Origin of the sequence: Glutamicibacter sp. PAEs-4 (genome assembly GCF_051161755.1) — a bacterium.
GTDB classification, from domain to species: Bacteria; Actinomycetota; Actinomycetes; order Actinomycetales; family Micrococcaceae; genus Glutamicibacter; species Glutamicibacter nicotianae.
Genome location: NZ_CP195017.1, coordinates 316,789 through 329,047, shown reverse-complemented (window position 1 = coordinate 329,047; position 12,259 = coordinate 316,789). Strand labels below are relative to the sequence as shown.

11 protein-coding genes are annotated in these 12,259 nt (G+C 62.1%); 6 read left to right on the top strand and 5 right to left on the bottom strand.

The genetic code is table 11. From position 1 onward, the window contains the following. Positions 1–6: 6 nt before the first annotated feature. Together ACR9WD_RS01595 and ACR9WD_RS01590 are read right to left on the bottom strand one after the other, a co-directional pair. Positions 7–678, bottom strand: a complete 672-nt coding sequence (locus ACR9WD_RS01595) for a response regulator (protein WP_038991925.1) — start codon at positions 676–678, stop codon at positions 7–9. Further along, positions 675–2,369, bottom strand: a complete 1,695-nt coding sequence (locus ACR9WD_RS01590; RefSeq protein WP_434922572.1) for an ATP-binding protein — start codon at positions 2,367–2,369, stop codon at positions 675–677. Before ACR9WD_RS01590 ends, ACR9WD_RS01595 begins: the two co-directional genes overlap by 4 nt. A gap of 186 nt (positions 2,370–2,555) precedes the next feature. Between ACR9WD_RS01590 and ACR9WD_RS01585 the strand changes: the two genes are divergently transcribed. The 4 genes from ACR9WD_RS01585 (at position 2,556) to ACR9WD_RS01570 (ending at position 7,138) form a co-directional block, all read left to right on the top strand. Next, a complete protein-coding gene (locus tag ACR9WD_RS01585) occupies positions 2,556–3,980 on the top strand; it encodes a CitMHS family transporter (RefSeq protein WP_038992030.1) in 1,425 nt (474 codons plus the stop codon). Positions 3,981–4,235: 255 nt separating this feature from the next. Then, positions 4,236–5,129 (top strand): LysR family transcriptional regulator, encoded by an 894-nt coding sequence (locus ACR9WD_RS01580; RefSeq protein ID WP_121866017.1) that lies wholly within the window; start codon positions 4,236–4,238, stop codon positions 5,127–5,129. A 167-nt stretch (positions 5,130–5,296) separates the two neighbouring features. Beyond that, a complete protein-coding gene (locus tag ACR9WD_RS01575) occupies positions 5,297–6,679 on the top strand; it encodes an LCP family protein (protein ID WP_434922571.1) in 1,383 nt (460 codons plus the stop codon). Between the two features lie 78 nt (positions 6,680–6,757). Next, positions 6,758–7,138 (top strand): Sec-independent protein translocase TatB, encoded by a 381-nt coding sequence (locus ACR9WD_RS01570; RefSeq protein ID WP_434922570.1) that lies wholly within the window; start codon positions 6,758–6,760, stop codon positions 7,136–7,138. A gap of 228 nt (positions 7,139–7,366) precedes the next feature. Here ACR9WD_RS01570 and ACR9WD_RS01565 read toward each other — a convergent pair whose 3' ends face one another. From ACR9WD_RS01565 to ACR9WD_RS01555, 3 genes are all read right to left on the bottom strand, one after another. Next, positions 7,367–8,497, bottom strand: a complete 1,131-nt coding sequence (locus ACR9WD_RS01565) for a ferrochelatase (RefSeq protein ID WP_434922569.1) — start codon at positions 8,495–8,497, stop codon at positions 7,367–7,369. A 223-nt stretch (positions 8,498–8,720) separates the two neighbouring features. Then, on the bottom strand, positions 8,721–10,070 hold the full coding sequence (locus tag ACR9WD_RS01560; RefSeq protein ID WP_434922568.1) for a TIGR01777 family oxidoreductase: 1,350 nt from the start codon (positions 10,068–10,070) through the stop codon (positions 8,721–8,723). A 183-nt stretch (positions 10,071–10,253) separates the two neighbouring features. Further along, positions 10,254–10,811: a DUF664 domain-containing protein gene (locus ACR9WD_RS01555; protein WP_128470717.1), complete on the bottom strand. Its 558-nt coding sequence runs from the start codon at positions 10,809–10,811 to the stop codon at positions 10,254–10,256. 117 nt (positions 10,812–10,928) lie between these two features. On the opposite strand from ACR9WD_RS01555, the gene ACR9WD_RS01550 reads away from it, so the two are divergent. Next, on the top strand, positions 10,929–11,789 hold the full coding sequence (locus ACR9WD_RS01550) for a 3-methyladenine DNA glycosylase (protein WP_434922567.1): 861 nt from the start codon (positions 10,929–10,931) through the stop codon (positions 11,787–11,789). Positions 11,790–11,821: 32 nt separating this feature from the next. Beyond that, positions 11,822–12,253 (top strand): hypothetical protein, encoded by a 432-nt coding sequence (locus ACR9WD_RS01545; RefSeq protein ID WP_052253837.1) that lies wholly within the window; start codon positions 11,822–11,824, stop codon positions 12,251–12,253. Positions 12,254–12,259 lie beyond the last annotated feature (6 nt).

The window sequence follows — 12,259 nt, the reverse complement described above, 5'->3', positions numbered from 1 at the left end:
CCTTCGCTAACGTGCCACGTATCGGTGTTCAGGTCGGCCACGGGTTCCGTATCCAAGCTGGAGCTCCAGGGATTCATTGGCCACCAGCGCCGCCAAATAGCGTTGCGCTGTCGCACGGGCAACCCCCACCGCTTCTGCAACCTCGGCAACGCTCATCGGTTCGGCCGCTTCTTTCACGCAGGAAAGCACTGCGTGCTCGGTCGGGGCGGCGCCCACTGACGCACTGGATTCCTCGCCGCCTTGGAGCGACCGGTACAACCGGTCCACGCCCTGCTGGTTGAACTCCGTGGTCCCGGCCAATTGGCGGCGGTAGCGCGCCCAGCCTTTGAGCTTGGAAGCCAGGGTCTTGGCATCGAAAGGCTTGATGATGAAGGCCAGCGCGCCTGAGCGCAGCGCCTTGTCGATGTTCTTCGGCTCAATCGCCGCGGAGATCATGATCGCATCGACATCGAGTTCTCTGAGCAGCTCGATTCCGCTCACATGCGGCAGGTAGAGGTCCAGCAGGACCAAATCGGGTTTCAGGCTCTGCACCAATTTGGGGACCACGCGCGGATCCTGCACAGGTTCCAAAGCCTGGAACCCGGGGATGGCATTGACCATCTCCGCATGCAGCTCGCCAACCCGGAAATCGTCATCAACGATCAGCACCCGATAATTTCCGCTGCTGTTCTCGTTCAAAGTTGCACTCCTTCACTGTGGTCATTTACTGAACTGGATGGTTCAGCCAGCACCGCCGGCAAGCGTGCTGCAAACACTGCACCTGAACCATCGGTGCCGCGATCCGCGATCCAGACATCCCCGCTGCGGGCCTGGGCGAGCCGCTTGATCAGCGGCAGTCCTACGCCACGCCCATGCTCGTTGCCCAGATGGGATCCGGTGCTGACGTCCCGCGCGAAGACATCCTCGTCGGTGGTGATGCCAGGTCCCGAATCGGCCACGGCAATGTGCAGGGTGTTCCCCTCGGACAGCAGATCGATTTCCACCCAGAGTTCAGCATCCGCACTAAGCGCCGCGGTGAAGGCGTTATCCAGCAGATTTCCCAGGACCGCGGTGGCATCCTGGGCATCATGGGCCGAGGCGATCTGCCCAAAAAGCATGGATTGCGGGGACACCCGCAGTTCGATACCCAATTCGTGGGCACGCACCGCCTTCGCCGAAATGAACGCCGCGAGGTAGGCATCCTGGATGGCCTCCAGCCCGGGAACCTGGGCGATCTTCGGCCCTGCTTCCATCACCTCGCGCAGGTAGTCTTCGGCCTGTTCAATCTTCCCCAGATTGATCAACCCGAGGACCGCATGCATGCGATTGGCGAATTCATGGCGTTGGGCGCGCAGCGCGTCGGCCATGTCCTGCACCGCGTCGAGCTTGGTGCCCAGCGCTTCGAGCGTGGTGACGTCATGCAGCAGCACGACCAGCCCGAGATCCACCCCGTCACGGACCACCTTGTTCACGCGGGCGATAAGCGAATTCCCATTCGCCCCGATGCGCACCGGCGCGGGGTCGCATTCCTTGATCGCCTTGACCAGCCGGGGATCCAGGCCAGCGGATTCAAAGTGGCGGCCCACCACGTCTTCCAATTCCGTGCGGTGCGGCAGGCCCAGCAGCTGCCGGGCAGCCTTGTTGCGCACGGTGATCCGCTTGTCTGCGCCAATGCCCATGACGCCTTCGGTGACACCGTAGAGCACAGCCTGCTGGTCCCTGACCAGCTGGGCGATTTCGGCCGGTTCCAGCCCCAGGGTCTGGCGCTTCAAGCGGCGGACGGTCACCCGTCCGGCGAACACTGCCACGGCCGCGGCGAGCACCGCGAACAAGACGATCCAGGCGAAGGATTCAAGCAGCGCCCCGGTCAGGGAATCAGTGGTCACGCCCACGGAAACCTCGCCGACAACGGCACCCGAGGCGGCATAGATCGGGACCTTGGCGCGCACCGATTCCCCGAGGGTTCCGTGTTCCCGGGAAACCGCTTCAATGCCCTCCAAAGCGACCGGGTCGGTGGAAACCATCTGGCCCAGTTCTTCGGGGTTCGGATGGCTCAGGCGCAGTCCGCGGTCTTCGGTGATCACCACGAAATAGGCTTGCTCCTGCTCGATGACGGCATCAGCAAGACGTTGCAGCTCTCCTTCGGCGAGCGCCTGCGGATCCAGCTTGTCCTGCTGGGCGTAGCGTGAAACCTGCTCGACGACTTCCGGCAGCACCGCCACGGTGCGGGCGATGGTCAGCGAAGTGTCCTCCGCTTTCGAATACACCCGGTCATAGCTGGCGAAAAGCGTTCCTGCGGTAACCAGGACAATCAAGACACCTACGACCAGGAACTGCAGTCGCATGATGCGGGAGGCGAAATGCCGGGTGCCGGCGCCAGAACGGAACATGCCACCCAGCATAAACCCATCCTCCCACGCTCGTGATTTTAATGAGCAAAAAGATGGCAAAGAACTTAACCGTTCAACAATAAGCACAAGACGCGCAAAGTGAGCACCGCCACGTACCTTGGATTAGTGCCTCGCCCGGCTTGCGGGGCCAAAGGATTCACTCACACTGAAATGGAGGTCGGGTCAATGCTTGTTGCACTCGGATTCCTCATGGTCGCCACCTTCATGGTGCTGATCATGACAAAGCGCATGACGCCCTTGCTGGCATTGATTCTGGTACCGACCATCTTCGGCTTGTTCACCGGTGCCGGATTCGGCCTGGGCGACATGGTCATGGACGCAGTCAAGGACATGTCCGGAACCGCAGCCCTGCTGATGTTCGCGATCATGTACTTCGGCATCATGATCGACGTCGGATTGTTCGACCGCCTGGTCTCCGGCATCCAGAAACTGGTTGGCAACGACCCGGCCAAGGTCGTCATGGGCACCGCGCTGCTCACCGCAGTCATCTCGCTGGATGGCGATGGATCGACCACCTTCATCGTGGTCACCGCCGCCATGCTGCCGATCTACCAGCGCCTGGGCATGAGCCCAGTGGTCCTGACCTGTGTCGCCGGCCTGACCAACGGCACCCTGAACATCGTTCCGTGGGGCGGCCCAACGGCCCGCGCCGCCGCGGCACTGGGTGTGGACGCTTCGGAAATCTTCGTGCCGATGCTGCCTTCGCTGGGCATTGCCCTCATTGTCATTGCCCTGTTCGCCTGGCAGATGGGTGTTTCCGAGCGCCGCCGCCTGCAGCGCGAGCGTCCGGAAATCTGGGGCACCGAGCTCGGCGGCGGCAACGTTGCCACCCCAACCGAAGGCAAGACCCCGGGTGGCACCTCCCCTGCCGGTGGCAACCTGGCAGTTCTGGAATCCGTGGCCCGCAAGGGCGATGGCACCGAATTCTCCACCATGGACGGCACCGTGCTGGATCCGGACCGCGAGACCCTGCGTCCCAAGGTGTTCTACTTCAACCTTGCGTTGACCGTCGCCATCATGGTGCTGCTGGTGGTCGATGTCATGCCGCTGCCATATCTGTTCATGGTGGGTACCGCGATCGCGCTGATTGCCAACTTCCCGAAGGTCTCCGACCAGGTGAAGATGATCGCCGCTCACTCCAGCGAAATCATTGCAGTGGTCTCCATGGTGCTCGCAGCGGCAGTGCTCACCGGCGTGCTCTCCGGCACCGGCATGGTTGACGCCATGAGCCAGTGGCTGGTGGATGTCATTCCTGCCTCCATGGGCCCCTACATGGCGGTGCTGACCGGCTTGATCTCGATTCCTGCCACATTCCTGATGAGCAACGACGCCTTCTACTTCGGTGTCTTGCCGGTTCTCGCCGAAGCCGGCGCGCACTTCGGTGTTCCAGCGGTGGATATGGCTCGCGCCTCCATCACCGGTCAGCCGGTGCACATGCAGTCTCCGCTCGTTCCAGCCATCCTGCTGCTGGTGTCGCTCTCTCGTGTGGACTTGGGCGATCACCACAAGAAGGTGCTGTGGCGCGCGTTGGTGGTCTCCCTGGTCATGCTTGCTTCAGGCATGCTCCTCGGTGTCATCCACATGGGCTAATGCCCCAAGGACCGATGGTCCGTCGTCAGCCTGGCTCCGCGCCACCCGGATTTCTCGATTCGGGCAGCGCGGAGCCCGGTGTTTAAGCTGGGCCCAGCACTTTGAGCCGGACACCCATAGCGGCTCTCCGCAAACCGCCACTTCCGCATCCGCTCGGCAAGTTCGGCCTCTCGTGGAATGCTGGAGTCAGGGACAACCCTCCGGGATTCAAGGAATTCACCCACCCCGTCCCCAAGCGAAGGAAGCATCCAGCGCATGGAAAGAGAACCTCTCGAGAACAGCATTTCCCTGGCCCAGCTCGAAGCCGTGGTCATGATCGTGGACTACGGCTCATTCACGGCCGCCGCGGATATCCTCGGCATTTCCCAGCCCTCCTTGTCCCGCCGCATCAGCGCCCTGGAACGCACCTTGGGCCTGCCCGTCTTCCGGGCCTCCGGCAGGGACATGGTCCTGACCGAGATCGGCCGGAGCATCATTCCCGCCGGACGCCGCGCATTGCGCGAAGTCGCCGCGATCGGAAGCATCGCTTCCTCCACCCGTGCGCTGGCCACCGGGTCCCTGCGCATCGCAGGCCTGCCCTCGCTGGTTGGCGGAATCATGCCCGAGTTCATCGGCCCATTCCATCGCCGCCATCCCGGCGTCCGGATCGAGATCCTGAGCGTGGAGGATGGCGAGCAGCTTGCCGACGCGCTTCGCTTGAATCGCGCCGATCTGGCCTTCGGCGTGAACGAGCGCATCCCTGCAGATCTCATCGGAAAATCATTGCGCGATCAGCAGTTCTCGGCGGTCGTATCCGAGGAGACCGAGGTGGACCCCGATACCGGGCTGAGCGCTGAACTGCTCAATTCCCTCACCCTTGCCACGCTCCCGCAGGGCACCTCGATCCGCAAGATCACCGACGAGGTGTACCGCAGCTTCAAGGCCACCGCTCCACGGCTCATCACCACAACGCAACGTGACGCGCTGGTGCATCTGAGTGTCGCGACCGGCGGGATCACCTTGGTTCCGCGAATCATGGCCAGCACCGCCGTGATCTTCGGCGGCAAGCAGGTTCCACTGCTCTTGCCGGCCAGCAGGCCGCTGGGCGTGATCTATCGACGCGACGAGTACCGCAATCCGGCAGTGGACGAGTTCCTCAAGTTCCTCTGAGACCGAAGTCTCGGTGCGGCTGCAGTGCCCTTGGGCTTCTGCGGGAAATTGGCGTTTCATGCGCTGAATGCATGGATCGTCCCAGCCTTGCTATTGGTTCCTTCCGCGTTTGACGTGGTCAGCTGGAGGGGTAATCCAGCCGAGGCTTGACCAAGGAGTGCAGAATCGTGAATTCCCTGCGGACGGCATCCGCTGCCATGCGAAATTCCAAGCGGACGCGGCGCAGGATGTTCGCCATCATGGCTGCTGCCCTGGTTCTGGCTCTCCTCGTGACTGCGGGCTTCGCGTTCCTGCGGCTGCAGGGGAACATTTCGGTGTCTGCGCTCAGGGCATCCGACTCGGAAATCCCCGATTCCAGCGAAGGGCTGAGTGTGCTGGTGCTCGGTTCGGATAGCCGGGATTTCAGTTCCGCCGGCTTCGGCTCCGACACCGGTTCCCGGCGCAGCGATTCGATGCTTCTGGTCCATGTGTCCCCCGGGAATGAGCGCATCGAAGCGATCCAGATTCCCCGCGATACCGTTATGCAGCGTCCCGCCTGCGCGGATACCGGGTCTGGTGCCTATGCCGGTGGCTACGGCATGATCAACTCCGCGCTGAATTACGGGCCCGCGTGCTCCGTCGCAGCGGTGGAAGCCCTCACGGCAGTTCGCCTCGACCATTTCATCGAAGTAGACTTCGAAGGATTCATTTCGATCATCGACGCGCTGGGAGGTGTCAAGGTGTGCCTTGCCCAGCCGATGTCGGATCCGAAAGCGAATCTGGATCTTCCGGCCGGACGGCAGGAACTGGACGGAACCGACGCGCTGGCCTTGGCCAGGACGCGCCATGCAGTTGGCGATGGCAGCGACCTGGCTCGGCTGGGAAACCAGCAGAAGGTCATGTCCGCGATAGTCCAGCGTGCCACGAGCAAGGAAATTCTCGCACGCCCTGACCGGCTCTACTCCTTCCTCGACGCCACCACCTCCTCGATGACCGTCGACCCGCAGCTCAGTTCGCTGCAAGGCCTTGCGTCACTGGCGGCAAGGATCAAGGAGGTCCCCACGGACAAAATCTCCTTCATGACCATGCCGAACCAGCCAGCGCCATCAAACGCCAACAGGGTGGTCCCGGCCCCTGACGCTGCCCTCATCTTCGACCGCATCAAGCGAGGTATCCCGGTGAATCCCGGCTCCGATTCCGCGTCCGGAACAACTGCTGCCGAGAAACCCGCCAGCCGGAAGTTGCCTCTGAGCATCGTCAACGGCGCGCAGGTGAGCGGTCTTGCCGGACAGTTCGCGAACGACGCCACGAAGCAGGGCTACACGGTCATCTCGATCGCTACTGCCGCGACTTTGCAGGCGCAGTCCAAGCTGCTGATTCCGGACACCGATGATGCCAGGAGCACGGCCGCTGCTTTCGCAAAAGCAATGAATCTCGATATCAAGGCCTCGGTCGCCGAGGTCGAAAGCATCGAATTAATCCTGGGCCAGGACTACCAGGATCTGGAGCGGCCCGAGAAGAAGCCCGTCCAGTTGAACAGCCGCAACGCCGACCAGGATCTTTGCGGCTAGCCCGGCGCCAAGGCGGGCAACACCGGGAATCCCGGCTGCTTCTGTCTGGCCAAGCTCTACATTGCGAGGTGGTTCCCCGTGAGCATTGCAGGCATCAACGGCAATAAATTCATCGTCCTGGCCATTCTGGCGGCCGTTCTGCTCGGGCCCGAGAAACTGCCGGACTATGCGCGGAAAACTGCCACGCTGATTCGGCAGTTGCGCCGTCTCGCCGCTGATGCCGAAGAACAGCTCCGCGAGGATCTCGGTGATGAATTCGAGGATCTGGATCTGAAAAGGCTCGACCCTCGGCAATATGATCCTCGCAGGATCATCAGCGACGCGCTACGCGAGAATCTCGATGAACTGACAGGCCAGGCGCTGTCGGATTCCGCTACTGCGAGGAAGCCGGCTCCGCCTCGCTCACCGCCACCGCCAGCGCCTTCCGGCCCGGCTCCCTTTGACGACGAAAGCACCTAGTTGGCTTCGCTATCAGGTGCCCGGGCGGCCGCGGGCCACGCAGGGTCGGCAAAGCCAGGCTTGATCCAGCAGAAACCAATCATCGATGATTCGGAAAGCCGGCCCTGTTTCGTAGCCCGCGGGACTCGGGATCATCATCGCGAGCACACGAATTCCGGACCCAACGGGGACCGTTGCAGTTCCGGTGGCTTGCCAGCCAACAGTGATGGCCAGCAAGCAACTGCCTGCCTAGCTTGCGGGCTTATCGAGGTTCCAATTCGGAACAGTATTTTTCCCCCTGGTGCCTTCGCAGCAATTCCGGGAGCAGGCACCGCTGCCCGGGCCCAGCGCCTTGCTGCCGGAGATGGTTCTTTGCTCCGGGTGCTCTCCACGCACCTGAGCTGCGCGTTCCAGGACCAAATCGACCAAGCCGCTGACAAAAGCGGGCAAAATGCCGACGCTATCGGCACGGAGAAACGCCATCCCCAACTCACGCGCTGTCTGCGCCGCTTCGGTATCCAAATCGAATTTCACCTCCATGTGGTCGGAGACGAAACCTAGCGGAACCACCAGTACCGCTTCAGTTCCAGATTCCGAAAGCTCGCGCATGCGGTCATTGATGTCCGGTTCCAGCCAAGGGGTGTGCGGAGATCCGGACCGGGAGCAGAACACCAGCTCGGCATCCAATTGTTCATCTCCATGCAATTCCCCGCTAAGCCACGCCATGAGCTCTTCATGCTGCCCCTGGTAGCCAGCGGTGAACTTCTCCGATGATTTCTGCATCGCAGTCGGAATTGAATGGGTTACGAAGAGGATCTTGTGGCGACTGCGATCGAGGCTGCCGACAAGCCGCTTGAGATCTGCCAGCCCTCGCCGGAGGCATTCGAGCTGGGCCTGGGCGAATCCCGGGTGGTTATAGTACTGGCGGACTTTGTCAATCATCACCTCGATGCCTTCTGCTTCCAGTGCGGCCACGGCACCTGCAAAATCCTCCCGGTATTGCCGGCAAGAGGAATACGAGGAGTACGCCGAAGTATCAATAGCCAGGAACCTGCGCGAGCCGTGCATGCGCGCATGGTTACCGACCACTTCAGCGAGATACGGTTCCCAGTTCCGGTTGCCCCAGAGCAGCGGCGCATCAATGCCGCGGCTCGCGAATTCATCTTGGAGCGCCCGCAGCAAAGCCTGGTTCTGCTCGTTGATCGGTGATTTTCCACCGAACATGTAGTAATGCTCGCCCACCTCTTCGAGACGTTCATCTGGAATCCCTCGTCCCCGAGTGACGTTCTGCAGGAAGGGAAGGACATCAGCTGGCTTCTCCGGTCCGCCAAACGACATCAACAGGATTGCATCGAACGGGGCTACCGACATGTTTCCCATCAGGATCTTCCACACTTTCTCCTGGAACAACTGCCGGCATGGGCAAGCTCCTCCCGCCGCCGGCAGATGCAACAACTTATCTAGATTGGCTATTATCTAGCTAAGCTAATGATAATCCGTTGGCTTGCTTATCTCCAATTCGCCTGCACCCGGCTGGGCGAGCCCGGTTCCCTGCAGCGACCTAGCGCTGGAGCATTCGAAGCGTGGCAGGGGGTTCCAGCACCTAGCGCGCGCCGAGGCTATGGGCCAGTTCGAGCTCTATCCGCTCGTTGCGGAATTGATGCCCGGAATCTAGCAGCTTGCGCGGGACGATCCGCTGATCGGCCATGGCCAGCAGTTGCGATCCTTCGGCGCCAAGCACCAATTTCGGGGCAGCACCGGGGACTGGTATTACTGCGGGCCGGTGCACCGCGCGCGCCAGGGCCCGGGTGAATTCGGCGTTGCTGACCGGCTGCGGCGCTACCGCATTGACGGGGCCAGCCAATTGCGAATCCCAGAGCGCGCGATGGTAGATGTCCAGCAGGTCATCAAGGCCGATCCACGACAGCATCTGCTGTCCACCGCCCAAGGGTCCGCCCAGGCCTGCGGAGAATATCGGGCGCAGAACAGCGAGCATCCCGCCCTTGGGGCTGAGCACGACACCGGTGCGGATCTGCACCCGGCGCATTGAACCGCCGCCTTCTTCGGCGGCTTGCTCCCATCGCTGCACGACGCCGGAGAGGAAGTCCGGGGTGCCGGCCGGCGGGGAATCGAACTCGTCCAGCGGGTCCGCTCCGGCTGAAGCGCCATAGAACCCGATGGCCGAGGCGCTGATGAAGGTACGGACATCTGAACGTGCCGCCAGCAGGGCGAGGGAGCGGGTGGGCTCGATCCGGCTGGAGGCGATCGCCTGGCGATGGGCCTGGCTGAACCGTCCGAAGATGCTCGCCCCAGCCAGATGGATGACCGCATCGCACCCTTCGAGCAGGCTTTCGTCGGGGTCCGCCGGGTCCCAGCGCCGTTCGCCAGCCGTGTTCGGCGCGTGCCGCACGAGCTTGATGACCCGGTGCCCTCCGGTGGACAAGAAGGCGCAGAGGGCCTGGCCGACCAGTCCGCTTGAACCTGTCACCGCGATCACCAGGGGTTGCAGCCCGGCCTGCGCCGCACGGTGGTGGGCGGCAAAGTCGCCCGCCAACTGGCGGTGCCGGTAGGCGAGCATCGATTCGATCTGCCGCCCGGGCATATTCGACTCGATGCAGTCGCGCACGGTGGTGGACTGCTGGCCAGCGGGCTCGAAGTAATGCTCATGCCGCCACCTCACGGCACGTGCAGGAAGGCCGCGCAGCCCAACCGGTTCGAGCTGGTCGACGAAGCTGCGGTTCTGAGCGAAGCCTTCGGGCTGGTGCTTGGCGTTCCACAGCAATCCGCCGGGAAGACCCAAGACGGCTGTTCCGTCTTTCAGCGAGCCCGCTTCCTCAATGACCTTCAGCGGAAGCCACGGTGGCAGGAGCCGGTGGATGGCCCCGGGTCGCGAGAACCAGTCGAAGACGACAGGGGCAGATACCGGAAGCTGGCTGGAGCGCTCAATGTTCATGGCCCCATCGTAGGAGCGAGGGCATGATTTCCCCATGGGCTTTCAGGTTTCTTCCATAACTCGCGCCAAGCCGGTCCCCATTGGATTATGCGGGAAGGGACTGAGTCGGCACCGGCTCAAAGGCCCATCATGGTTCCAGGCCTCTGGAAACCGCCACTGCTCAAGGGAAGCTGTCTTCTGCCGCTAATCCCCGTACCACGCGGGCAGATAATCCCACGGAGCATCTTCGCCCACTCGCCCGTCAACTGCTTCCCGCAGGAGATCTGCATGCCCTGCATGCCGGCCGTACTCTTCGATCAGATCGCAGATGATTCTGCGTATCGACGCATGCTTGCCTTCGAATTCCAATCCCGAGTCCGCATCCAGCGTCCCTTCCTCGATGATCGACTGCTGGATTTTCCGGCTCTTGGCCACCGCATGGTCGTAGCGTTGGTAAAGGATCTCCGGATCGTCGTCCAGATCCACAACGAACTGCTCACGCCCGTCGGCTGTGAGCTCAAGGAGCACCTCGGGGCGTTGCCCGGCGATGAAGTAGGTGAATTTCTCGTCCTCGACCAAAGCAAGGTGCTGCAGCAATCCGCCCAGGCTCAGCTGGCTACTGGGCAGCTTCGTGGCCAGCTGGCGGATGTCCAGCCCGTCGGCCTTGTACCGGAAAGTGGTGCGCAGCCTGTCGAGCATCCCGAACAGATGCTGCTGCTCGGTACCGCCCATGGGCGGTTCCCAGACAGGAAAGTCTTGCATCGCGTCCCCCTTTTCCAGGAAGTGTGAGTTGGCGTACCAAACTGGTTTCATCGGCCCATGAATTGAATAATTAGAAGTATGCCTCTGACCGCCACCATTTTGGAACCCTCACAGTGGATGCCTGATGCCGCCGAGCATGAAGCACGGGCGCGGGCCTTTGGCGAACCTTTCGTGGATCGGCGCATGAAAGGCAAGAAGCACCCTATCGAGGATTTCCTGTTCACCTACTACACGCAAAAGCCTGGCCAGCTCTACCGATGGCATCCCGGAATGGACGTGGTTCTCACCGGAGAGGCCGCCCAAGAACGCCGCGACTGGAAGTTCTACCGCGTTGTCCAGGGCAGCCACGGCACGGGCTACCAATTTGATGCGCCGGCGTTCGGCAAGGCGCGCGCACGCGCCATCGAGTTCGCCCGAATCATCCTGGCCGGCACCTCTCAGCGTCCAGGCAATTTCTCCTGCTTCGGCCTCCACGAGTGGGCGATGGCCTACAAGTCGGAGGAAAACGGCATCCGCCATGAGTACCTTCCGCTGCGCCTGGGCGCGCAGGGAACCGATGAAGTGGTGGAAACCCACAAGATCCGTTGCACCCACTTCGATGCCTTCCGCTTCTACGCACCCCAGGCCATCGAGCTCAACGAGCTGCAGCCAACCAGGGAAACCCAGCGCGATCTGGAACAGCCCGGTTGCTTGCACGCCAACATGGACCTGTACAAGTGGGCCTACAAGCTCTCCCCGGCGGTACCCAGCGAACTGGTCATGGACTGCTTCGAGCTCGCTTGGGACATCCGCACCATGGACATGCAGGCCTCCCCTTATGATTTGGGCGATTGGGGCCACGAACCCATCCGGATTGAAACTCCCGAGGGCAAGGCCGAGTATGTGCGGTTGCAAAAGGAATTTGCGCAGCGCGCCGATGCGCTGCGCAAGCAATTGCTGGACGTCGCCAACAACCTGCCAATCTCCCCGGAAGACTAGAACTCTGGTTAGGGCCGGGGCATCATTGATGCATGGGCGCAGCACGCGGAAACCACCTGCTGCTGGCCGGCATCGCGGCCAGCGCCGTGGGCCTCTTGCTGGCTTCTTGCGCCGCCGGCAGCGGCCATGAAACTCGCACCCGACTGGAAATCACCATCCGCGATGACGGCACCGAAATCTCGCAGCAGTACACCTTGGAATGCTCTGGCGAGCAAGCCGCTGATTCCAGCACCCTTCCCGACGCGTCCAAGGCCTGCTTGCAGCTCGAGCTTGAACCCGGCGTCATCACCGGAAAGCCCGGTCCGGACGAGATCTGCACCGAAATTTATGGCGGGCCGCAGCGGGCCGAAGTCAGTGGAACGCTGCGAGGCGATCCGGTCGATGCGAGTTTCTCGCGGCATAACGGCTGCGCTATCGAGCGCTGGGACACCGCGGCATTTCTCCTCGGTCCAGTGAAACGATAATTCAAT

Excerpts from the sequence above, each read along its gene's own strand:
- ACR9WD_RS01590 (WP_434922572.1), bottom strand. The coding sequence starts at position 2,369 with ATGTTCCGTTCTGGCGCCGGCACCCGGCATTTCGCCTCCCGCATCATG.
- ACR9WD_RS01585 (WP_038992030.1), top strand. The coding sequence starts at position 2,556 with ATGCTTGTTGCACTCGGATTCCTCATGGTCGCCACCTTCATGGTGCTG.
- ACR9WD_RS01580 (WP_121866017.1), top strand. The coding sequence starts at position 4,236 with ATGGAAAGAGAACCTCTCGAGAACAGCATTTCCCTGGCCCAGCTCGAA.
- ACR9WD_RS01565 (WP_434922569.1), bottom strand. The coding sequence starts at position 8,497 with ATGGGAAACATGTCGGTAGCCCCGTTCGATGCAATCCTGTTGATGTCG.
- ACR9WD_RS01560 (WP_434922568.1), bottom strand. The coding sequence starts at position 10,070 with ATGAACATTGAGCGCTCCAGCCAGCTTCCGGTATCTGCCCCTGTCGTC.
- ACR9WD_RS01555 (WP_128470717.1), bottom strand. The coding sequence starts at position 10,811 with ATGCAAGACTTTCCTGTCTGGGAACCGCCCATGGGCGGTACCGAGCAG.
- ACR9WD_RS01550 (WP_434922567.1), top strand. The coding sequence starts at position 10,929 with ATGCCTGATGCCGCCGAGCATGAAGCACGGGCGCGGGCCTTTGGCGAA.
- ACR9WD_RS01545 (WP_052253837.1), top strand. The coding sequence starts at position 11,822 with ATGGGCGCAGCACGCGGAAACCACCTGCTGCTGGCCGGCATCGCGGCC.